At 71.6% G+C, this 22385-nt stretch carries 20 protein-coding genes; 12 read left to right on the top strand and 8 right to left on the bottom strand.

Annotated elements, in window-relative coordinates:
- Positions 1-92: 92 nt before the first annotated feature.
- Both scy and mce read right to left on the bottom strand, forming a co-directional pair.
- Complete coding sequence (gene scy / locus ACIQ9E_RS04230; RefSeq protein WP_403701714.1) at positions 93-3977, bottom strand: polarized growth protein Scy; 3885 nt, start codon at positions 3975-3977, stop codon at positions 93-95.
- Between the two features lie 169 nt (positions 3978-4146).
- Positions 4147-4575 (bottom strand): methylmalonyl-CoA epimerase, encoded by a 429-nt coding sequence (gene mce / locus ACIQ9E_RS04225; RefSeq protein WP_403701711.1) that lies wholly within the window; start codon positions 4573-4575, stop codon positions 4147-4149.
- A gap of 194 nt (positions 4576-4769) precedes the next feature.
- On the opposite strand from mce, the gene ACIQ9E_RS04220 reads away from it, so the two are divergent.
- Entirely contained in the window at positions 4770-5969 is a 1200-nt protein-coding gene (locus tag ACIQ9E_RS04220; protein ID WP_403702879.1) for an acetyl-CoA C-acetyltransferase, read from the top strand.
- 118 nt (positions 5970-6087) lie between these two features.
- The gene (gene meaB, locus ACIQ9E_RS04215) at positions 6088-7047 is read left to right on the top strand and encodes a methylmalonyl Co-A mutase-associated GTPase MeaB (protein ID WP_403701710.1); all 960 of its coding nucleotides are present in this window, start codon (positions 6088-6090) and stop codon (positions 7045-7047) included.
- Positions 7048-7080: 33 nt separating this feature from the next.
- Here the strand turns inward: meaB and ACIQ9E_RS04210 are convergent, their stop codons facing one another.
- Positions 7081-7680, bottom strand: coding sequence for a PepSY domain-containing protein (locus tag ACIQ9E_RS04210; protein WP_403701706.1), 600 nt, complete (start codon positions 7678-7680; stop codon positions 7081-7083).
- Between the two features lie 120 nt (positions 7681-7800).
- On the opposite strand from ACIQ9E_RS04210, the gene ACIQ9E_RS04205 reads away from it, so the two are divergent.
- Positions 7801-8469 (top strand): response regulator transcription factor, encoded by a 669-nt coding sequence (locus ACIQ9E_RS04205; RefSeq protein ID WP_366255196.1) that lies wholly within the window; start codon positions 7801-7803, stop codon positions 8467-8469.
- Complete coding sequence (locus ACIQ9E_RS04200; protein WP_403701702.1) at positions 8466-9878, top strand: sensor histidine kinase; 1413 nt, start codon at positions 8466-8468, stop codon at positions 9876-9878. The genes ACIQ9E_RS04205 and ACIQ9E_RS04200 overlap by 4 nt, the downstream gene beginning before the upstream one ends.
- A 63-nt stretch (positions 9879-9941) precedes the next feature.
- Here the strand turns inward: ACIQ9E_RS04200 and ACIQ9E_RS04195 are convergent, their stop codons facing one another.
- The 4 genes from ACIQ9E_RS04195 to ACIQ9E_RS04180 form a co-directional block, all read right to left on the bottom strand.
- Complete coding sequence (locus ACIQ9E_RS04195; protein WP_403701699.1) at positions 9942-10424, bottom strand: MarR family winged helix-turn-helix transcriptional regulator; 483 nt, start codon at positions 10422-10424, stop codon at positions 9942-9944.
- A gap of 218 nt (positions 10425-10642) precedes the next feature.
- On the bottom strand, positions 10643-11431 hold the full coding sequence (locus ACIQ9E_RS04190) for an AIM24 family protein (protein WP_403701697.1): 789 nt from the start codon (positions 11429-11431) through the stop codon (positions 10643-10645).
- On the bottom strand, positions 11428-12078 hold the full coding sequence (locus tag ACIQ9E_RS04185; protein WP_403701694.1) for an AIM24 family protein: 651 nt from the start codon (positions 12076-12078) through the stop codon (positions 11428-11430). Before ACIQ9E_RS04185 ends, ACIQ9E_RS04190 begins: the two co-directional genes overlap by 4 nt.
- Positions 12078-12716, bottom strand: coding sequence for an AIM24 family protein (locus ACIQ9E_RS04180; RefSeq protein WP_403701692.1), 639 nt, complete (start codon positions 12714-12716; stop codon positions 12078-12080). Before ACIQ9E_RS04180 ends, ACIQ9E_RS04185 begins: the two co-directional genes overlap by 1 nt.
- A gap of 179 nt (positions 12717-12895) precedes the next feature.
- On the opposite strand from ACIQ9E_RS04180, the gene ACIQ9E_RS04175 reads away from it, so the two are divergent.
- The 8 genes from ACIQ9E_RS04175 to ACIQ9E_RS04140 all read left to right on the top strand — a co-directional run bounded on the left by ACIQ9E_RS04175 (position 12896) and on the right by ACIQ9E_RS04140 (position 20767).
- A complete protein-coding gene (locus ACIQ9E_RS04175) occupies positions 12896-13243 on the top strand; it encodes a DUF3817 domain-containing protein (RefSeq protein ID WP_403701690.1) in 348 nt (115 codons plus the stop codon).
- A gap of 141 nt (positions 13244-13384) precedes the next feature.
- The gene (locus tag ACIQ9E_RS04170; RefSeq protein WP_403701687.1) at positions 13385-13894 is read left to right on the top strand and encodes a MarR family winged helix-turn-helix transcriptional regulator; all 510 of its coding nucleotides are present in this window, start codon (positions 13385-13387) and stop codon (positions 13892-13894) included.
- Positions 13895-13975: 81 nt separating this feature from the next.
- Entirely contained in the window at positions 13976-14302 is a 327-nt protein-coding gene (locus tag ACIQ9E_RS04165; RefSeq protein WP_403701684.1) for a DUF3817 domain-containing protein, read from the top strand.
- 107 nt (positions 14303-14409) lie between these two features.
- Complete coding sequence (locus ACIQ9E_RS04160) at positions 14410-16110, top strand: methylmalonyl-CoA mutase (protein ID WP_403701681.1); 1701 nt, start codon at positions 14410-14412, stop codon at positions 16108-16110.
- 167 nt (positions 16111-16277) lie between these two features.
- Positions 16278-17249 (top strand): tetratricopeptide repeat protein, encoded by a 972-nt coding sequence (locus ACIQ9E_RS04155; RefSeq protein WP_403701678.1) that lies wholly within the window; start codon positions 16278-16280, stop codon positions 17247-17249.
- Positions 17250-17875: 626 nt separating this feature from the next.
- Entirely contained in the window at positions 17876-18541 is a 666-nt protein-coding gene (locus ACIQ9E_RS04150; RefSeq protein ID WP_403701674.1) for a DUF6230 family protein, read from the top strand.
- 140 nt (positions 18542-18681) lie between these two features.
- Positions 18682-19272 carry a DUF6114 domain-containing protein gene (locus tag ACIQ9E_RS04145; RefSeq protein WP_403701671.1) on the top strand — a complete coding sequence of 197 codons (591 nt, stop codon included), beginning with the start codon at positions 18682-18684 and terminating at the stop codon, positions 19270-19272.
- Positions 19262-20767, top strand: a complete 1506-nt coding sequence (locus ACIQ9E_RS04140; protein ID WP_403701668.1) for a hypothetical protein — start codon at positions 19262-19264, stop codon at positions 20765-20767. The genes ACIQ9E_RS04145 and ACIQ9E_RS04140 overlap by 11 nt, the downstream gene beginning before the upstream one ends.
- Before the next feature lie 132 nt (positions 20768-20899).
- On the opposite strand, the gene pyk is transcribed toward ACIQ9E_RS04140, so the two are convergent.
- Positions 20900-22324 carry a pyruvate kinase gene (gene pyk / locus ACIQ9E_RS04135; RefSeq protein WP_403701665.1) on the bottom strand — a complete coding sequence of 475 codons (1425 nt, stop codon included), beginning with the start codon at positions 22322-22324 and terminating at the stop codon, positions 20900-20902.
- Positions 22325-22385: the final 61 nt, after the last annotated feature.

Raw genomic sequence — 22385 nt, 5'->3', positions numbered from 1 at the left:
GGTGAGGTGATAGAGGGAATCCTAGGGGCCGAAGCGGTGTGTCATCGAGCGGATGCGGGTTTGATATAGAGAATGTGCAGTCTTTTGAGTGGCTAAGATCGTGAAGGCTTGCCACTCGAACGGGTAACACCCGCCGATGCGCCGGTCCTGACGGCCCCTCCGGAACCGCCGCTCCGCGGATCGCCCGAACCGCCGCCCGGCTTCGGGACCTTGTCCCCGGCGGCCGGCGCCTCGAACGTCTCCAGCGCCTCCAGGACATTCTGCACCCGGGAGATCTCCGCCTGGATGTCCTCGCGCCGACGCTGGATCACATCCAGATCCCGCTTGCCGTCCCCGATCAGCTTCCGCGCCTCCGACTCCGCTTCGGCCTTGACGGCCTCGCCTTCGCGGATCAGGGCCGCCTTCTTCTGCTCGGCCTCCTTGAGGAGACCCTCCGCCTTCTTCACGGCGGCGATCCGGACCCGGCTCGCCTCGGACGTCGCCTCCGACAGCAGCTCCTCCGCCTTCTGCGCCGATTCGTTGCGCTGCTCGGTGGCCGCCTTCACCAGATGGTCCACGCGCTCGCCGGCCACCTTCATCTGCTCGGCCGTCTCCCGGCGGGCCCGCTCGTGCAGCTCCTCGACCTCGGACTCGGCCCGGATCCGCAGCTCCTCCGCCCGGTCCCTTATGGCCGTCGAGTCCCGGCGGGCGCCCACCAGCAGCTCGTCCGCGTCCGCCCGAGCCCGCTCCACCAGCGAATTGCCCTCGACGGTCGCCTCGGTGACCAGCCGTTCGGCTTCCTTGCGGGCCGCGCCGACCATCGTGTCGGCCTGCTTCTCGGCCTCCAGAGCGGCGCGCAGCGCCTCCTCCTGGGCCTTGTTGACGAGCTGGTCGGCCTGTTCGGCCGCGTCCCGGCGGCGTTTGGCCGCCGCTTCGCGCGCCTCGTCGACCGTACGGTCCGCGGCCGCCCTGGCCTCGGACCGCCGCCGTTCCGCCGCCGCCTCCGCGTCCGATGTGACCTGCTGGGCCTCGGACCGGATCCGTTCGGCGGCCTGCTGTGCCGAGTTCACGGTCTCCGCGGCCTCGGCCCGCAGCCGCTCCGCGTCCCCGCGCGCCTCCGACAGCAGCTGGTCCGCCTGTGCCGCCGCGTCCGCACGCCGCTTGTCGGCCGTACGGCGGGCGTCGTCGAGAACCCCCTGCGCCTCGGCGCGGATCCGGTCGCCCTCCTCGGCGGCCTCGCCGACCAGCCGGTCGGCCTGCGCCGCCGCCTCCGAGCGGATCCGGTTCGCGTCGTCACGGGCGTCCGCACGGGTCCTCGCCGCGTCCTGCTCGGCCGCCGCCACCGTGTCCGACGCCTCGGTACGCATCCGCTGTGCGTACTCCGCGGAGTCCGTGCGCACCTTGTCCGATTCGGCGATCGCCTCGTTGACGGTCCGCTCGGCCAGCGCGTTCGCCGCCTCGGTCTCGGTCCGCGCCCGGTCCCGCAGCTGGGCCGCGTCCTCGGTGGCGCGCTCCAGCGCGGAGTGCGCGTCCGCCCGCAGCCGGTCGGACTCCTCCTGCGCCTCGGCCCGGGTCCGGCCCGCCGCGTGCTCGGCCGCCGACCGCAGTCCCGCGATCTCCTCCTCGGCCTGCTCGTGCAGCCCCGAGACCGATTCCCGTACCTGCTTGGCGGTCTGCTCGGCCGCGGCCACCGCCTCCGTGGCCCGCCGGTCGGCGTCCTCCGTCAGCGCCTGCGCCTCGGACTGTGCCTCCTCGACCCGCTTCCGGGCCGCCGCCAGCAGCTCCTCGCTCTGCTCCCGGGCCCGGTCCCGCTCCCGGTCCGCCTCGGCCCGCGCCGACTCCAGCGCCTCCTCGGCCGCCCGGCGGCGCCGTCCGGCCTCCTCCTGCGCGGCCGCCAGCTCCTCCTGGGCCTCGGCGCCCACCCGCTCGGCGGCGGCCGCCGCCTCGGCCCGCAGCCGGTCCGAGGTCTCCTGCGCCTCGGTCTTCAGCCGCTCCGCCTCGGCCGCCGCGTCCCCGCGCAGCCGTACCGCGATGTTCTCCGCCTCGGCCCGGGACGCCGAAGCGTCCACGGCGGCCTCGGTGCGCAGCCGGTCGGCCTCCGCCTCGGCCTGCTCCCGGAGGGTCCGGATCCGCTCCGCGGTCTCGGTACGGAGCCGGTCGGACTCCTCACCCGCCTCGCGCCGCAGCCGCTCGCCCTCGGTCCTGGCGTCCGCCAGCGCGGTCTCCGCGGCCCCGACCCGGGCCTCCGCCTCGGCCTGGAGCCGGGCCAGGGATTCGGCGGCCTCCTCCTGACGGGCCGCCATGGTCCGCTCGGCCTCTTCGCGGAGCGCGTCCGCGGCCTGCTCGGCCGCCGCGCGCGCCGCGTCCGCCTGCTCCTCGGTCTCCACCCGGAGGCGCTCCGCCTCGGTACGGGTGCGCTCCAGGGTCTCCTCGGCCTGCCGGCGCAGTGTCGTCGCCCGCTCGACGGCTTCGGTACGGACCCGGTCGCTCTCGGCGCCCGCACTCGTCCGCAGCTCGTCGGCGTCCGACCGGGCCTTCGTCAGCAGCTCCTCGGCGGTCGACGCCGCCTCTTCGATCTGCTGTACGGCCTCGCGGCGGGCCTCGCCCCTGATCCGCTCGCCCTCGGCGACGGCCTCCGAGCGGAGCTGCTCCGCCTCGCCGCGCAGCCGCCGGGCCTCCTCCTGCAGCTCGACCGTCCGGGCCCGGTACTCCTTGGTGTCGTCCTTGGCGGCGCCCTTGATGTGATCGGCCTGGTCGGCGGCCTCGCCGCGCAGCCGGTCCGCCTCGGTCTCGGCCTCGCGGCGGATCCGCTCGGCCTCCTCGGCCGCCTTGCGGGTGGTCTCCCGGGCATCCTCCGACGCCTTGGTGAGCACCTCGTCCGCGTCCCGGGCCGCCTTGGCGATGGCCGCCGCGGAATCCTCGGCGGCGATCGTCTTGGCCTTCTCCGCGGCCTCCGCGAGCTGCTTCTCGGCCGCCGAGCGGGCATCGGCGAGGACCTGCTCGGCCTCCGCCTTGACCGTCTCGGCCTCGCCGGTCGCCTCCGCGACCAGCCGGGCGATCTCCGCCTTCGCGGTACGGGTGCGCTGCTCGTTGACCGAATCCGCGGTGGTCTGCTGCCGGGCCGCCGCCTCCGACGCCTGGGCGACCAGCCGCTCCGCCTCGGCCCGTGCTTCGCGGAGCCGCTCGTCGGCCTCCTGGAGCTTCTGCTCCGACACCCGGGTCAGCTCCGCCGACTGCTGGCGGGCCAGCTCCGATTCGGCGGTGGCCCCGGAGCGCAGCCGCTCGGCGTGGCCGGTGGCCTCCTGTGCCTGGGTGGAGGCCGCGTTCAGCATCCGCTCGGCGTCCCGGCGGGCCCGGTGCAGCAGGGCCTCCGCCTCGCCGCGGGCCGACTCCGCCTCCGCGCCGACCCGGGAGCGGGCCTCGTCGGTGACGCGTTTCGCCTCGGCCCTGGCCTGCCCGACGGCCTGCTCGGCCTCGGCGCGCGACTCGTCGAGGAGCCGCCGCGCCTGGGACTCCGTACGGGCCCGGAGCTGCTCGGCCCAGGCCACGTTCTCGTTGACGTGCGCCTCGACGGTCTGCCGGCGCTCGGCCAGCTCCTGGTCCAGCCGCTGGCGCCGCTGATTGGCCTCGGCGTGCAGTTCGGCCTGGAGCCGGGCCTGCTGTTCGGCGTGCTCCTGGAGCAGCCGCTGGGCCTGGGCCCGGATGTCCCGCAGTTCGCGCTCGGCGTCGGAGCGCAACTGGTCGGCCTGCGCCTGGGCGTTCCGCAGCATCTGCTCGGCCTGGTAGCCGAGGTCGCCGTTGTCGTAGGCCGGACGGGTCGCGAGGGCTCGGCGCGCCTCATGGAGCTTGGCGCGCAACACCTCGACCTGGTAACCGAGGTCCTCGGCGTGCTGGACGGCCTTCTCCCGCTCGGTCTTCAGCCGCTCCATCTCGGCTTCGAACCGAGAGAGGAGGTCGTCGTCAGCTCGGTGGCTCTCCTGGCGTTCGTAGCCCCGCACTACGCGGTCCCATCCGTCCCCTGGTCGCAACTGATCCCGCACAAGCACCGCTCGCCCTGCGAACGGCCCCCCGGGGAATGGTGACAGAACAATATGAGAGGACGCGTGGCGGCCCCGACCCGGCCCCGGCCCGGAACCGCCCACTCTACCGGGCCGGGAATCCCGAAGGTCAGTGCTCCGAGGCAGAGGTGACGAGTTCGGTCAGAACGCCGTGGCAGTCCTTGGGGTGCAGGAAGGTGATCCGCGAGTCCATCGAACCGCGCCGCGGCTCGTCGTAGAGCACCCGTACCCCCTTCTCCCGGATCGCCGCCGAGTCCCCGTCGACATCGGCGGTGCCGAAGGCGATGTGGTGCACCCCCGGACCGTTCTTGGCCAGCCACTTCCCGACCGGGGAGTCCTCCCGGATCGGCTGGAGGAGCTGGAGGTAGGAGGCGCCGCCGTCGGAGGTCTCGTTGATCTTGAGCATGGCCTCGCGTACCCCCTGCTCCTCGTTGACCTCGGAGTGGAAGACCTCGAAGCCGTACGTGGACCGGTAGAACTCGACGGTCGCGTCCAGGTCGGTACAGGCGATCCCGATGTGGTCGATGCGCGTCAGCATGGGACCAGTGGAGCGTCCGGACCCCGGTTACGCAAGGTGCCCGCTGTCACACCGAGTGCACCGTGACCCGGGGGCGTACCGATCAGTACATTGAAGTAAACCCTCGTTCACTCCTCAGCGTCCGAGCTGGAAGGGGATCGTCACCCATGTCGTCTCTCGCTTCAGGAACGGCCCGCAGTAACGGAAACACCACGGTGATCGTCGCGGGCGCACGGACGCCCATGGGGCGGCTCCTCGGCTCGCTGAAGTCCTTCTCCGGGGCCGACCTCGGCGGTTTCGCGATCAAGGCCGCCCTCGACCGGGCGGGCATCGGCCCCGACCAGGTGCAGTACGTGATCATGGGCCAGGTGCTGGGGGCGGGGGCCGGGCAGATCCCCGCGCGCCAGGCCGCGGTCAAGGCGGGCATCCCGATGAACGTACCCGCGCTCACGGTCAACAAGGTCTGCCTCTCCGGTCTCGACGCCATCGCCCTCGCGGACCAGCTGATCCGCGCCGGGGAGTTCGACATCGTCGTCGCGGGCGGCCAGGAGTCCATGACCAACGCCCCCCATCTGCTGCCCAAGAGCCGCGAGGGCTTCAAATACGGCGCGGTCGGAATGCTGGACTCCATGGCCCACGACGGCCTCACCGACGCCTTCGAGAACATCGCCATGGGCGAGTCCACCGAGAAGCACAACACCCGGCTCGGTATCGGCCGCGCCGAGCAGGACGCCTTCGCCGCCGCCTCCCACCAGCGGGCCGCCGCGGCGCAGAAGAACGGCCTCTTCGACGCGGAGATCACCCCGGTCGAGATCCCGCAGCGCAAGGGCGACCCGGTCGTCTTCGCCGCGGACGAGGGCATCAGGGCCGAGACCACGGCGGAGAACCTCGCCCGGCTGCGGCCCGCGTTCGCCGCCGACGGCACCATCACCGCGGGCACCTCGTCGCAGATCTCCGACGGTGCCGCGGCCGTCGTCGTCATGAGCCGCGCCAAGGCCGAGGAGCTGGGCCTGGAGTGGCTCGCGGAGATCGGCGCGCACGGCAATGTCGCGGGACCCGACAACTCACTCCAGTCCCAGCCGTCCAACGCGATCGCCCACGCGGTCGCCAAGGAGGGCATCTCCGTCGCCGACCTGGACCTCATCGAGATCAACGAGGCCTTCGCCGCGGTCGCCGTGCAGTCCATGAAGGACCTCGGCGTGTCCCCGGAAAGGGTGAACGTCAACGGCGGCGCGATCGCGCTGGGCCACCCCATCGGCATGTCCGGCGCCCGGATCGCGCTCCACCTTGCGCTGGAGCTGCGCCGGCGCGGCGGCGGTACGGGCGCGGCCGCGCTCTGCGGCGGCGGCGGACAGGGCGACGCGCTGATCCTCCGTGTGCCGGGGAACGGGCCGGGGAACGGGTCCGGGAAGTAGTCCCCGGCACCCCCGGGCCGGGCCCGGGGGCGCCTCCGTCCCGGGCCGTCCGGACCGGGCCGCGGCGGCGCAACAGGCGGAAGCGGCACGGGCCGCGTGTGCGGTGAGGAGCAGAGGCATGGTGGACGTCCCCGAACTGGTCACCCGGGCACGGGAGGGGCAGCCGCGCGCCGTCGCGCGGCTGATCTCCCTGGTGGAGGGGGCGTCGCCGCAGCTCAGGGAGGTGATGGCGGCCCTGGCACCGCTCACCGGCCGGGCCTATGTGGTCGGACTGACCGGCTCGCCCGGCGTGGGGAAGTCCACCACCACGTCCGCCCTGGTCGGCGCCTACCGCCGGGCGGGGAGAAGGGTCGGGGTGCTCGCCGTCGACCCCTCGTCGCCGTTCTCCGGCGGTGCGCTCCTCGGCGACCGGGTAAGGATGTCGGACCATGCCTCCGACCCCGGGGTCTATATCCGCTCCATGGCCACCCGCGGCCATCTCGGCGGCCTGGCGTGGGCCGCGCCGCAGGCGGTACGCGTCCTCGACGCGGCGGGCTGCGACGTGATCCTGGTCGAGACGGTCGGCGTCGGCCAGTCCGAGGTCGAGATCGCCGCCCAGGCCGATACCTCGGTGGTTCTGCTGGCGCCCGGGATGGGCGACGGCATCCAGGCCGCGAAGGCGGGAATCCTGGAGATCGGCGATGTGTACGTGGTCAACAAGGCCGACCGCGAGGGTGCGGACGCCACCGCGCGCGAACTCAACCATATGCTCGGCCTCGGCGAGGCCAGGGCCCCCGGCGACTGGCGCCCGCCGATCGTGAAGACCGTGGCCGCCCGGGGCGAGGGCATCGACGAGATGGTCGAGGCGCTGGAGAAACACCGCGCCTGGACGGAGGAGCACGGCATCCTCGCGGAACGCCGGCTGCGGCGGGCGGCGGGAGAGGTGGAGACCATCGCCCTCACCGCCCTCCGCGAACGCATCGCGGGCCTCCACGGCGACCGTCTGGTCGGCACTCTGGCGGCCCGGGTGGTGGCGGGGGAGCTGGATGTGTACACGGCGGCGGACGAACTCCGCGCGAGCCTGACGGCACGGGATTAGGGGGGCGGTCACCCGCCCCCCTGAGAGCCCCGGTCAGTCGTTCCGGCCGGTGGTGGCCTCGGCCGTGGTGGCGTCGACGTCGACGTCGTACCACTTGCCGTCGTTGCCCTTGATGTCGATCTCCCAGCGGGCGTCGTCGAACTCGACGTCCGTGACCGTGCCCGGGTGCAGCTTCAGCGCCGCGGCCTGCGCCTGGGCGGACGTGGTCTTCGCGGCGGCGGCCGCCGCGGCGTCGTCCCGGTCGTCCTGCTTGTCGCGGTCGTCCCGGTCGCCGCGGTCGTCGCGGTCGTCGTCCTGCTCGTTCCGGTCGTCACCGGAGTCGTCGCGGTCGTCCCGGTCGTCGCCGGTCTCCACCCGCACGGATCCGTTCTGCGCATCGACCCGGACCTCGCGCTCCGTGCCGTCCGAGGTGCGGATGTCGATCTCCCAGTCGCCCTTCCCGTCGTCGTCGCGGTCGGCGGACTCCACCGTGCCCGGCACCTTCGCCAGCGCGGCGTCGCTCGCCTCGGTCAGGGTGACCTTCGCGGCGGGCGGGGTGCGGTCGTCGGAGGAACCGGTCGCGGCGAACGCGGTCAGGGTGCCGCCGGCCATCAGGGCGGCGACGGCGGTGGCGATGACGATCTTGCGCTTCATGAGTGGGGATTCCCGTCGTTGGGTCGTTAACCGGACGACCACCAATCTGGCCGGGTGACCCTGAACGCCGCCTGAAGCCACCTGAAGGCTTCTTCAGGTCGGGTTTGCGACCCTGAGGGCATGCGTCTGCTGATCGTGGAGGACGAGAAGCGCCTCGCGCTCTCCCTCGCCAAGGGACTGACCGCCGAGGGCTATGCCGTGGACGTGGTCCACGACGGTCTCGAAGGGCTCCACCGTGCCGCCGAGGGCGACTACGACCTGCTGCTCCTCGACATCATGCTGCCCGGGATGAACGGCTACCGGATCTGCGCCGCGCTGCGTGCCGCCGGGAACGACGTACCGATCCTGATGCTGACCGCGAAGGACGGCGAGTACGACGAGGCCGAGGGCCTCGACACCGGCGCCGACGACTATCTGACCAAGCCGTTCTCGTACGTTGTGCTGATCGCCCGGATCAAGGCGCTGCTGCGCCGCCGGGGCCGTGGTGCCGGGGCGTCCCCCACGCTCACCGTCGGCGATCTGCGGGTGGAGACCGCGGCCCGCCGGGTCTTCCGGGCGGAGCGGGAGGTCACCCTCACGGCGAAGGAGTTCGCCGTCCTGGAGCAGCTCGCGGTCCGCGCCGGTGAGGTCGTCAGCAAGGCGCAGATCCTGGAGCACGTCTGGGACTTCGCCTACGACGGCGACCCCAACATCATCGAGGTCTACATCAGCGCGCTCCGCCGGAAACTGGGCGCCGAGTGCATTCAGACCGTGCGCGGCGCGGGCTACCGTCTGGTGGCCGGGCGATGAGATCCGTACGGGCCAAGGCCGCGCTGGGTGCCACCGCCGTCGTCGCCGTCGCCTTGGTGGTCGCCGGGTTCTCGGTGCTGCTGGTGCTGCGGGCGTACCTGACCGACCAGGCCGAACTCCAGGCCGAGGTCACCGCCCGCGAGGTCGCCTCGCAGATCGCCCGGGAGGCCGGGGACGGGCCGATTTCGGTCACTTCCCCGGAGGACCGTCCGGTCCAGGTCGTCGACGAGGACGGGAAGACCGTCGCCGTCAGCAAGGACCTGGAGAAGATCTCCGGTACCGGCAGTACGGGGGTGAAGCCCGAGCCGCTGCCCACCGGCGAGGACGAGCCGGACGCGGACCGGGAGGACGACGATCCCGAGCGGGGCCAGGTGTCGGGGAAGGAGCCGCGGTTCAGCCGGGGCGAGGCGACCGTCGACGGAGAGACGGCCGAGTACCGCTTCGCGGCCGTGGAGGCGACCACCGGCGGCGGTCTGACCGTGACCGTCTACGCGGGTGCCCCGCTCGCCGTGGAGCAGCATGCCGTGGAGTCGGTACGGGAGGCGATGCTCGCCGGGCTGCCGGTGCTGATGGTGGTGGTCGGCGGGGTGACCTGGCTGGTGACCCGGCGGGCACTGAAGCCGGTCGAGGACATCCGGGCCGAGATGGCCGAGATCACCGCCTCCGAGGATCTGTCCCGGCGGGTGCCGGAGCCCGGCACCCGGGACGAGGTGGCCCGGCTGGCCCGGACCACCAACGAGACCCTCGCGGCGCTGGAGACGTCGGTGGAGCGGCAGCGCCGGTTCGTCGCGGACGCCTCGCACGAGCTGCGCAGCCCGATCGCCTCCCTGCGGACCCAGCTCGAAGTGGGTGAGGCCCATCCCGAGCTGCTGGACGTGCCGGGCGCGGTGGCCGACACCGTACGGCTCCAGCAGCTCGCGGCCGATCTGCTGCTGCTGGCCCGGCTGGACGCGGGGGAGCGGCCCGGCCGGGCGGTGGTGGATCTGTCGGCGCTGGTGCGCGAGCAGGTCTCGCAGCGGGGCGGCGCCGGGCGGGTGCCGGTCGCGGTGACCGCGGCGGACGGGGTGGAGGTGCTCGGCTCGGCCGGGCAGCTCGACCGGGTGCTGGGCAATCTGCTGGACAACGCGGAGCGGCACGCGGCGGGCGAGGTGACCGTGTCCGTGACACGGGAGGGCGGGGCCGCGGTGCTCGCGGTCGGCGACGACGGATCCGGGGTGCCGGACGCCGAACGGGAGCGGATCTTCGAGCGGTTCGTCCGGCTCGACGACGCCCGCACCCGGGACGAGGGCGGCGCCGGGCTGGGACTGGCCATCGCCCGGGATGTGGCGGAGCGGCACGGCGGGACGCTGACGGTGGGGGAGTCGCGGGCGGGCGGTGCGCTCTTCGTGCTGAGGCTGCCCGCGCAGTGAAGTGATACGGCTGTGCCGGGTGCCGGGTGCCGGGTGCCGGTGCGGTGGCCGCCGGGGGCGGAGTCAGGCCTTGCCGCGCCGGCCGCGCAGATGCTCGGCCACCGGGGTCAGGGACTCCCGCAGTCCGGCCAGGGCGTCCGGGGCCATCAGGTCGATGAAGTGCCGGCGCACGGACGCCACGTGGTGCGGTGCGACCCGCTGCATCGTCTCCATACCCGCGTCGGTGAGGACCGCGTACAGCCCGCGCCGGTCCGATTCGCAGTTCTCCCGGCGGACCAGTCCCGCGGTCTCCATCCGGGTGATCTGGTGGGAGAGCCGGCTCTTGGACTGCAGGGTCGCGGCGGCCAGGTCGCTCATCCGCATCCGCAGCTCCGGCGATTCGGAGAGATTGACCAGGATCTCGTAGTCGTTGTTCGTCAGCCCGAACGGCTGGAGGTCCTTCTCCAGCTGGTGCATCAGCAGCCGGCTGACGTCGAGATGCGTACGCCAGGTGAGCTGTTCGTCCTCGGTGAGCCAGCGGGTGGCCGTCTCAGTGTCGGTCTCCATACAGGGATTCTACCTAAAAAAGTTGAAAAGCGGACTATTTTGGGGATGTGTTCACGGAACCGCAGCGAACGCGCGATACACCCCTCACCGGGGCGCCCCCGCCGTATCCCGGCCGTACCGCACCGCCACGGTGACCACCCGTACGACTGCGCAGTGTACGCAGCACGAGAGGGGCGCGGACGTCCCGCGACGTACGCGCCCTTCCTGGCCGGGGCCGCTCAGAGGCCGAAACGGCGCTGGAGATCACCCAGCTGACCGGGCAGCCGGGGGGTCGAGCCGTGCTGCCCCTGGCCCCCGCCGGGCCCGCCCGGCACCCCCGCCTGCGCCGGAGGCGCCCCCGTCGCCGATTCCGGCAGCAGCGTCTCCGTCGACTGGAGCAGTACCGTCCCGGCACCCACGAACTCGAACTGGTGCTCCTCGCCCGACGCCCCGCCGATCCCGGTGAGCGCCCGCAGCCCGCCCATCACCCCCGTCATATAGCCGTGGTCGTAGTGGTGACAGGGCGACGGACAGTCGGCCCAGCCCACCAGCGCCTGGGGGTCGACCCGCAGCGGCGGCTCCATGAAGACCACCGGGCCGTTGGAGGCGGCCACGAACTTCCCCGTACCGATCAGGGTGAGGAAGCCCGGCACGATCGACTGCTTCAGTGCCAGCGACGGCTGGTACGCCAGCAGGTTCCCGGCCCGGATGGTCAGATTGCCGTCGTCCAGATCGAAGGAGTTGACGTCGAAGGCCCGGTCGGCCAGCAGCATCTTGCCGCTGCCCTCCGCCACCACCCAGTCCGCGGCGTGCAGCGGCGAGTGGAAGGAGGTCCGCAGCAGCCGGTCGAGCCGCCCGTGTCCGATGCCGTTGAAATCGATCCGCCCGTAATAGGCGATCATCTTCCCCTTCTGCAGGAACCACTGGCTCCCCTTCAGCTCCACACAGAAGGTGTACGGATTGACGTTGTCGTCGGCGGGGAGGGTGGTGGGGTCGTGCACCACGGGGCGGTCGCCGGAAACGGTCACAGCTTCTCCTCCGATGCCTGGACGAGCACCGCGCCCCGCCCGCTCAGCTCCAGCTGGAACGCCTCACCCGAACCGCGCCCCACCATGTCGCGCCAGCCCAGCGCGGTGGAGAGCTTGTTCTGAACATCGCCGTGGTGGGCCACATACGCCTGGGGGTCGACATGGACCGGGCGGCCCGGCACGATCGGCAGTTCGATCACCCCGCCGTGGGCCATCACCGCGACCGAGCCGTGGCCGCGGAGCGTGGTGGTGAACAGCCCCTGGCCGGTCACCTGGCCGCGGACCATGCCCATGACGCCGCCCTGGGCGCCGAGGAACACCGTGCCCTGCTCCAGGGTCCCGTCGAAGGCGAGCAGCCGGTCCGCCTCGACATAGAGGGTGTCGCCGGTCAGCTCCACCACCTGGATGTGGTGGCCGCCGTGCCCGAACATCACCGTCCCGCTGCCCTCGACCTTCATCAGCGGGGTGGCCTCGCCCGCCACCCGGCGGCCGATCATGCCGCCGATACCACCGCTGCCGCCGGTCGTGCTCGGGGTGAAGCCCACATCGCCGCGGTACGCGATCATGGCGCCGCGCTGGCTGTAGAGCCGCTGCCCGGGGACGACGGTCGCCTCGACCATCTTGGAGTTGATCTCGCGGAAAGCCACTACACGTCACCACCGATCGTGTTCCGCTCGCTGGGCTGCACATAGACCAGACCGTCGCCCTCGAAGCGGATCTGGAAGGCCTCGCCGCCGCCCTCGCCGACGAGGGTGCGGAAAGTGACGCCCGACTGGAAGTTCTGGCGCAGATCGCCCTGGTGGGCGACGTAGGCGCCGGGGTCGACGGAGAGGGGGTACTGCGGGGTGACCCGGAGGACCACCGCCGTGCCGTCCGACATGATCGCGGCCCGGCCGGTGCCCTCGACCGTGGTGGTGAAGAGCCCGTTGCCGCTCGCCCCGCCGCGCAGCCCGGTGAAACTGGTGCCGGTGCGCAGCCCGCCGTCCGCCGCGAGGAGGTTGCTCGACTCGACGTACAGCTTCTCGCCGTTCAGGGCGACCAGGCTTATCTCCGACGCCCGGTCGGCGAAGAAGCAGGTGCCCTCGCCCTTCACCTCCATCAGCGTCATCTGCTCGCCGGTGAGTCTGCGGGTCACCATGCCGCGGATGCCCTCACCGCCCCCGGACAGCTTCTTGAAGGCCATCCGGCCGTCGTACGCGACCATCGACCCGTTCTTCACTTTGACGGCGTCGCCGGCCAGATCGACCGCGAGCACTTTGCTCCCCTGGAGCCGGAAGGTTGCCACCAGGCGACGGTAACCGGCGCCGCCGGGCGGGCGACAGGCCCCTGGGAACGATGTCCGCCGCACCGACCCCTGCCCCGACCCCCACCCCGGACAAAGGCTTGGCAAAAGCGGCTGTCAGAATGGGGCCTGCGCTTGTGAGCGCGTTCACAAGATCGTCTCCCCGCAAAGGTGCACCCGTCGTGGACATCAAGACCGCCTCCGCCCTCCACCGCCTCCGGCTGATCTCGGCGCCCGAGGGCGCCTCCTTCGTCCTGCTGATCATCGCGTCGGTGCTCAAGCGCACGACGGACTTCAACGCGGTGCCCGCGCTCGGCATGATCCACGGCATTCTGTTCATCATCTACGTGCTGTTCTGGGCCGATGCCTGGAACCGGACCCGCTGGGACTTCAAGACCGCGGCGCTCTACTTCGTCCTGGCCGTCGTCCCGCTGGGCGGATTCGTCGCCGAGCGCAAGCTGAAGCGGTCGGCGGAGGACGCGGTGATCGCCTCCCGCGCCCGCCGCGAAGGAGTGGTCGACACCGTCTGAGACGGGCCGGTCCGGGCCGTCCGCCGCGTTCCGTACGCGGAGGGCGGCCCTTCCGCGCTTCCGGGCCCGGCCGTCCGGGGCCGCCGTTCGAAGGGCGAGACGGGACGGACGCGGCCCTGACCAGTCGGTAGGGTCGGGGCCGTGTCCAAGCCGCTCAGTCTCTCCTTCGACCCCATCGCCCGCGCCGACGAGCTGTGGCGGCAGCGCTGGGGCCCGGTGCCGTCCATGGCGGCGATCACGTCGATCATGCGGGCGCACCAGATCCTGCTCGCCGGGGTGGACGCCGTGGTCAAACCGTACGGACTGACCTTCGCCCGCTACGAGGCGCTGGTGCTGCTCACCTTCTCCAAGGCGGGCGAGCTGCCGATGTCCAAGATCGGCGAGCGGCTGATGGTCCACCCCACCTCCGTGACCAACACCGTGGACCGCCTGGTCGGATCCGGGCTGGTGGCCAAGCGCCCCAATCCGAACGACGGGCGCGGCACCCTCGCCTCCATCACCCCCAAGGGCCGGGAAGTCGTCGAGGCGGCGACCCGGGACCTGATGGCGATGGACTTCGGGCTCGGCGCGTACGACGCCGAGGAGTGCGCCGAGATCTTCGCGATGCTGCGCCCGCTGCGGGTGGCGGCCGAGGATTTCGACGAGGAGTGACGAGGGGTGGCGGCCGCGCGGTGGCCGGGGCTGGACACCCCGCCCGCAGGGTGGTATCCGCGCCCGGATAGGCTCGGCGCCATGAAACAAACCGTGCTGACCCGCTACCGGGTGATGGCGTACATCACCGCCGTCTGGCTGCTGGTGTTCACCGGCGCCATCGTGCTGAAGTACGGCTTCAGCACCGGCGACACCATGGTGATCTCGCAGATCCACGGCATTCTCTTCATCGTGTACGTGATCTTCGCCTTCGATCTGGGCTCCAAGGCGAAGTGGGGCTTCGGCAAGCTGCTCTGGGTCCTGGTGGTGGGCTGCATTCCGGTGGCGTCCTTCTTCGTCGAACCGAAGATCACCAGGGAGACCCGGGCGCTGATCGACGGCACGGCCCCGCAGCCCGTCGAGGCCTGAGGCCTCCGCCGCTTCCGCGGGGGCCGGATCACCCGGACGCCGCACGTTCCCTCCGTGCGGCGTCGCCTCATCGACATTTACTAGGACGTCCTAGTAAATTGGTGAGCATGGACGCTCACGCGATCGAGGAGGGCCGCCGGCGCTGGCAGGCCCGCTACGACAAGGCCCGCAAGCGCGACGCGGACTTCACCACGCTCTCCGGGGATCCGGTCGAGCCGGTCTACGGGCCCCGGCCCGGCGACGCCTACGAGGGTTTCGAGCGGATCGGCTGGCCCGGTGAGTACCCCTTCACCCGGGGGCTCCACCCGACCGGCTACCGCGGCCGGACCTGGACCATCCGCCAGTTCGCGGGCTTCGGCAACGCCGAGCAGACCAACGAGCGCTACCAGATGATCCTGGCGGCGGGCGGCGGCGGGCTCTCCGTGGCGTTCGACATGCCCACCCTGATGGGCCGGGACTCCGACGATCCGCGCTCCCTCGGCGAGGTCGGCCACTGCGGGGTCGCGATCGACTCGGCCGCCGATATGGAGGTCCTCTTCAAGGACATCCCGCTCGGTGAGGTGACGACGTCGATGACGATCAGCGGGCCCGCGGTCCCCGTCTTCTGCATGTACCTGGTCGCCGCAGAGCGTCAGGGCGTCGATCCCGCCGTACTGAACGGCACCCTCCAGACCGATATCTTCAAGGAGTACATCGCCCAGAAGGAGTGGCTCTTCCAGCCCGAGCCGCATCTGCGGCTGATCGGCGATCTGATGGAGCACTGCGCGGCGGGCATCCCCGCGTACAAGCCGCTCTCGGTCTCCGGCTACCACATCCGCGAGGCCGGGGCGACGGCCGCGCAGGAGCTGGCGTACACCCTCGCCGACGGCTTCGGCTATGTCGAGCTGGGGCTCAGCCGCGGCCTCGACGTGGACACGTTCGCACCCGGGCTCTCCTTCTTCTTCGACGCCCACCTCGACTTCTTCGAGGAGATCGCCAAATTCCGGGCGGCCCGGCGGATCTGGGCGCGCTGGCTGCGCGAGGTCTACGGTGCCCGGAGCGACAAGGCGCAGTGGCTGCGCTTCCACACCCAGACCGCGGGTGTCTCGCTGACCGCGCAGCAGCCGTACAACAACGTCGTACGGACCGCGGTCGAGGCGCTGTCGGCGGTCCTCGGCGGCACCCAGTCCCTGCACACCAACGCCCTCGACGAGACCCTCGCGCTGCCCAGCGCGCAGGCGGCGGAGATCGCCCTGCGCACCCAGCAGGTGCTGATGGAGGAGACCGGGGTCGCCAATGTCGCGGACCCGCTCGGCGGCTCCTGGTATGTGGAGCAGCTCACCGACCGTATCGAGGCCGACGCGGAGAAGATCTTCGAGCAGATCAGGGAGCGGGGCCGCCGGGCCCACCCCGAGGGGCGGCATCCGATCGGGCCGATGACCTCGGGCATCCTGCGGGGCATCGAGGACGGCTGGTTCACCGGGGAGATCGCGGAATCCGCCTTCCGCTACCAGCGGGCGCTGGAGAAGGGCGAGAAGCGGGTCGTCGGCGTCAATGTGCACCACGGTTCGGTCACCGGTGATCTGGAGATCCTGCGGGTCGGCCACGAGGTGGAGCGGGAGCAGGTACGGATCCTGGCCGACCGGCGGGCCGGGCGGGACGACGCCCGGGTGCGGTCCGCGATCGGGGCGATGCTGACCGCGGCCCGCGACGGATCGAACATGATCGGCCCGATGCTGGACGCGGTACGGGCGGAGGCGACGCTCGGCGAGATCTGCGACGCCCTGCGGGACGAATGGGGTACGTACACGGAGCCGCCGGGCTTCTGAGAGGCAGTACGGGCCCGGCCCCGGCCCCGTACCCGCAGTCGCAGGGCCGTACGGTACGGCCGCCCCGGGTCCGCTCCGGGCGGCCGCGGGCGCCCCCGACGGTCCGCGCACCGTGCATTTCGGGCCGTGCTTTTCACTTGCGCGGGCCGAGGGGGGAGGATGTACCCATGCAGCCTAGGAACATGTCCATGAGCGGTGTCGTCGACCTCGCCGCAGTGAAGGCGGCCGGTGAGGCCAAGGCCAAGGCGGAGCAGGCCCGTGCCGAGGCCGCACGTCAGGGCGGCGGCGGGGCCGTCGCCCCCTCCAGTCTGGTGATCGACGTCGACGAGGCGGGCTTCGAGCAGGAAGTCCTCCAGCGGTCGGCCGAGGTTCCGGTCGTCCTCGACTTCTGGGCCGAGTGGTGCCAGCCCTGCAAGCAGCTCGGCCCCCTCCTGGAGAAGCTGGCCCGGGAGTACAACGGCCGGTTCGTGCTCGCCAAGATCGACGTCGACGCCAACCAGCTGCTGATGCAGCAGTTCGGTATCCAGGGCATCCCGGCGGTCTTCGCCGTGGTCGCGGGCCAGGCGCTGCCGCTCTTCCAGGGCGCCGCCCCCGAACAGCAGATCCGGGCCACCCTGGACCAGCTGATCGAGGTGGCCGAGCAGCGCTTCGGTCTGACCGGTATCGCCGTCGACGCGGACCCCGAAGGTGCCCCCGCCGAGGAGCAGACCGCGCCGCCCGGCCCGTACGACGCCCTGCTGTCGGCGGCCGTCGACGCACTGGACGCGGGCGACTTCGCGGGCGCGGTGCAGGCCTACCGGAACGTCCTCTCGGACGACCCCGGCAATACGGAGGCCAAGCTCGGGCTCGCCCAGGCGGATCTGCTGGCCCGGGTGAAGGACCTCAACCCGCAGCGGGTGCGCGAGGAGGCCGCGGCCCGGCCCGAGGACGTCGCCGCCCAGGTCGCGGCGGCCGATCTGGACCTCGTCGGCGGCCATGTCGAGGACGCCTTCGGCCGGCTGGTCGAGACGGTCCGGCGGACCCGCGCCGAGGAGCGGGACGCGGCCCGGCTGCGGCTGCTGGAGCTGTTCGAAGTGGTCGGCACGGACGACCCCCGGGTCACGGCGGCGCGTTCGGCACTGGCGCGCGTGCTCTTCTGACGTACCGTCATAGTCCGTTGCGGGCCTGGGTGAACGGCGGCGGTGCGCGATCACGTACCGTCGCCGTTTTGGCAGCGCGGTGACAAAACGGCGCCCCGCTTTACTAAAACTTGGCAAAGGTGGCTCCTGTTACTCGCAGTAAAGCGGCTCTCGCCCTCCGCCCGGTTTTCTCCTTCTTTCGCCCGGTCCGGCGCCCGGGGCCGCCCCACCCTGTGTCGTCGCACAGCACGCTGAGGTGTCGTTGTGGCCATCGGTTCGTTACCAGTCGGTAACGACCCCCCTTGTGCCAAGGCGTGGAATGCACCACGATCGGCCACGCTCGGTCCACTACCGCACCGTGCCTCCGTGCCCGCGGTAGCTGGGTCCCCACCGGGCCGGCCGGCGGCGCGCCGGACGCGGACAGGGGGGTTCCCGTCGTACGGCGGGGCCTGTCCGACCCGAGGCCGCGCCCGATCCGTCGGACGCGGCAGCGGTTGTCGCTCGGGAGTGATCGCCGGTGGCCCGGACGCGGTACGCGTCCGGCGGCGCGGGCGCTCTCCTTCCCGAGGACGCAGCACTTCTCCCATCTCCGGACGGGCGTTCGGCGTCCGTGCCGGAGGTGGTACGTCCGAGAAGGAGGAACAGTCATGGAGTCTGTGGCTCGTGGCGGAACCAGATGGAAGCGGTTCGCCATAGTCATGGTGCCGAGTGTGGCCGCGACGGCCGCGATCGGTGTCGGCCTGGCACAGGGGGCGCTCGCGGCGTCCTTCGCGGTGTCGGGCCAGGAGTTCAAGGTCAGCGCAGGTTCCCTCGACGGTCAGGGGTTCGCCCAGTACGGCGGAGTCGTCGAAGGGTATGTGGAGCTGGAGGGGGACCGGAAGGTCAAGCGTCCGGTGATGATCTCCACCTTCAAGTCCGCGACCATCGAGGACATGTGCCAGTCGGTGGTGCTGGACCTCCCGGTGCTGGGGGCGTTCACCCTCCGGCTGGACGCGGGAGGCCCCGGCTCGTCGGTCACGGCCGCGAATCTCTATCTGGACGTGTCCGAGCTCAGGGCCGAGGTCGCCAAGTTCGGCAATATCGACATCGGTATCGCGGCCCGGCACACGGACGAGGGCGAGCCGGGGGGGAAGGGTCCTGCCGTCAAGGACAGCATCAGCCCCAACGGGTTCGCCCAGCAGGCCGATGAGGCGTATCTGACCAAGGTCAAGCAGAGGACGTGGTCCACCACGGCCGGCACCTTCACGCTCGGCGGTCTGAGCATGAATCTGAAGAAGGGATCCGGCAACGGCAACGAGTGCTTCACGGACTAGGGCGTCTCTTCCGGGTCGGGGCGGACCGGCACGATCCGGAAGAGAGGGCCCGGCGTCCGGGCGGGTGGTGACACCGGTGCGGCTGTGACCGCCCGCCGAACTCTCCACTCAGCAACACCAGTTCCAGGGAGCTGTTTTCCATGAGCGCCGACTCCATGGCCACCGGGCAGAACGAACACGTCCTCCGCATCCTCCTGCGGCGGTTCCGTAACTGGCGGTGGCAGCGGCCGTTCTGGGCGGGGCTGTTCACCATGCTCGGCGGCGTTCCGATCGCCTACTTCCCCTATGCGACCCTGAGCCTGGGGAACGTCACGCTCTCCATGTCGACCACGGCGGGGGCCGGATCCCTGATCATCGGCGTACTGCTGGTCACCCTGGGCTTCACCATGTGGTTCCACCACATCGTCAGGGTGTTCGCCGGAATCGCCGCGATCCTGCTGGCGCTGATCTCCATCCCCGTCGCCAACCTCGGCGGCTTCGGCATGGGTTTCCTGCTCGCGCTGGTGGGCGGCGCGCTCTCGGTCGCCTGGGCACCGGGCGAGCCCGTCCTCCCGGCGGCCGTCCCACCCCACGCCGCGGGGGAGGTTCCAGCACCCCCCGCCGTCTCCGTACCACCGCAGGCAGGCCCCCCGGTGCCGCCCGCGGGTCCGGCCGTCCCGGCCGAGCGGCCCGAGACCTCCCGGGAGGCCGTCGCCACCGAACCGGACGGCGGGAGGAACAGTGCAGGGTGATGCCGTACCGCCGGATCCGGCCGCGGCGGGCGGGGGACGCGGCAGGAGGGGCCCGCGGCACGCCGCTCCCCGCACATCACTGCTGAGCAAGCTCCAGCGGCCCGCCGGAAAGGCGATAGCCCTGGCCGCGATGCCGACCGCCGTGATCGTGGGCATGGGACTCACCCCGCGCCTCGCTCTCGCGGAGGGGAAGGACATACCGTTCGCCCCCGGCCCGTGCGTGACCCGCTCCGACGAGGCTCCGGCCGGGGAACCGCCTGCTCCTCAGCCGTCGGGGACCGCGAAACCCCCGGAGCGGACGGAGCCGGCCGACCCGCCTCCGTCCTCCCGGCCCCCGGCCCCGCGGCCCGATGAGACCGGTGAGTCCCGGGAGCCCGGACAGTCCGGGGAAGCCGGGGAAGCCGGGGAGAGCGACGACGCCCCGGAGCGGGAGACCTCGGAGGAGCACGGGGAGCCGGGCGAACTGCCGTCCGCACAGGAGGCGCAGGAGGCGCAGGAGGCGCACGAGGGGCGGCGGCCCAAGGCGCGTGAGCCCGCTGCCCCGGCGGCGGCACCGGGGACCGTGGGAGCGAGCCCCGCCGCGAGCCGCGGCCCCTGGGATCCGCTGGGCCTCGGCGACGCCCTCAAGGACCTCTTCGGCCTTCCGGGCGGGAAGAAGCCGCCTGCGACCGCACCGCCCGGCAAACCACCGGCCGGACGGCCGGGCACCACCCCGTCCGTACCTCCCTCGACGGCCGAACCGCCGGGGAAGCCGGGTACGTCGGAGAAGCCCGGCAAGCCGGGTGAGCCGGGGAACGGGCCGGGGGAGACCCCGCCGTCCACCGGTTCGGGAAAGCAGCCCGCGGCCCGGCCGGACGACGGCGCCGCGGACCGTACGAAGAAGGCGGTTGCGGACGCGGCCGCCCGGGCCGGGGCAGAGGTGACGGAGCTGGACGAGAGCGCCCAAGGCCTCGAACCCCGGAGGGACCAGGACATCCCCGAAGGCGCCAGACCGCGTATTCCGTGCGCCACCCCCGATCCGGAGGCGCTCGCCGCCGCGGAGGAGGAGCCGGGCATACCGGCGGTCCCCGACGATCCGTGGATCCTGAGGAGTTCGGTGCTCACCCTCAAGGGCCTCAAGTACCACGGCATCGTCGAGGTCCGCACCGGCGGCGGAGAGCTGAAGCCCGCCCTGAAGTTCACGGCGAAGGCCGTGGACATCGGGGACCTCCACCAGCTCGCGGTCGGCCCGCTGGGGCAGACCATGCACGTCAAGGCGCGCAGGGGGTCCGTCTCCACCATCACCGACGGCACGGTGACCATGTACACGGAGGAGCTGAAGGGCAACCTCTTCGGCATCTTCCCGGTGACCTTCAGCCCCCGGACGCCCCCGCCGCTGGATGTGCCGTACGCCGTCTTCACCGATGTGACGGTGAAACAGGCCGGGCAGTTCGGCGGCAGACTGACCGTTCCCGGTCTGCACAACTACCTCACGGACGGCCAGGCGTCCTGGTAGGCGGGGGAGATTCCGGCTCCCGGCTCCCGGTTTCCGGGGGAGCGGCCCGGAGCCGGATGCACCACGGGCAGGCCGTGGGCCGTTTCAGGTGCGGTCCACGGTCTGCCCGGTTCGGTGCGGGTGCGGCTCTTCTCAGGCCTTGGAGCCCAGGTGGTGCACCCGGACCATGTTCGTGGTGCCCGGGACACCGGGCGGCGAACCGGCCGTGATGATCATGATGTCGCCGGAGTTGTGGCGCTGGAGCTTCAGCAGCTCGGCGTCGACCAGATCGACCATCGCGTCGGTGTTGTCGACATGCGGCACCACGAACGACTCGATGCCCCAGCTCAGGGTGAGCTGGTTACGGGTCGACTCCTCGGTGGTGAAGGCGAGGATCGGCTGGCAGACCCGGTAGCGCGAGAGCCGGCGGGCGGTGTCGCCGGACTGGGTGAAGGCGACCAGGGCCTTGCCGTCCAGGAAGTCCGCGATCTCGCAGGCCGCGCGGGCGACGGAACCGCCCTGGGTACGGGGCTTCTTGCCGGGGACCAGCGGCTGGAGGCCCTTGGAGAGCAGTTCCTCCTCCGCCGCGACCACGATGCGGGACATCGTCTTCACGGTCTCCAGCGGATAGGCGCCCACCGAGGACTCCGCCGAGAGCATGACCGCGTCCGCGCCGTCGAGGATCGCGTTGGCGACGTCGGAGGCCTCCGCGCGGGTCGGACGGGAGTTGGTGATCATCGACTCCATCATCTGGGTCGCGACGATCACCGGCTTGGCGTTGCGGCGGCAGAGTTCGATCAGCCGCTTCTGGACCATCGGGACCTTTTCGAGCGGGTACTCGACGGCCAGGTCGCCGCGGGCCACCATCACACCGTCGAACGCCATCACGACGGCTTCCATGTTCTCGACGGCCTGCGGCTTCTCCACCTTGGCGATGACGGGGACCCGGCGGCCCACCTCGTCCATCACCTTGTGGACGTCCTTGACGTCCTCGGCGTCCCGGACGAAGGAGAGGGCGACCAGATCGCAGCCCATCCGCAGGGCGAAGCGCAGATCCTCGACGTCCTTCTCGGACAGGGCGGGGACGTTCACCGCGGCACCGGGGAGGTTGATGCCCTTGTGGTCGGAGATGACGCCGCCCTCGACGACGATCGTCTTCACCCGCTGCCCGTCGACCTCGACGACCCGCAGCTCGACGTTGCCGTCGTTGATGAGGACCTGGTCGCCCTTGGAGACGTCCCCGGGCAGGCCCTTGTAGGTGGTGCCGCAGATGGTCTTGTCACCGGGCACGTCCTCGGTGGTGATGGTGAACTCGTCACCGCGCACCAGCTCGACGGGACCGTCGGCGAAGGTCTCCAGACGGATCTTGGGGCCCTGCAGGTCGGCCAGTACGCCGATCGCCCGGCCCGTGTCCTCCTGCGCCTTGCGCAGCCGGTGGTACCGGCCCTCGTGATCGGCGTGGGACCCGTGGCTCATATTGAAGCGGGCCACGTTCATACCGGCCTCGATGAGCGCTTTCAACTGCTCGTACGAGTCGACGGCGGGGCCCAGTGTGCAGACGATTTTGGAACGGCGCATAAGGCGGATCCTATCGGTTTGTTTCGACTCGGAATATTCCGTCTGGTGGAAGATACAAATG

Source organism: Streptomyces sp. NPDC094448 (genome assembly GCF_044763775.1).
Taxonomy (GTDB): domain Bacteria; phylum Actinomycetota; class Actinomycetes; order Streptomycetales; family Streptomycetaceae; genus Streptomyces.
Note: the sequence above shows the minus strand (reverse complement) of the source record. Positions and strands in the feature narration are given on the sequence as shown.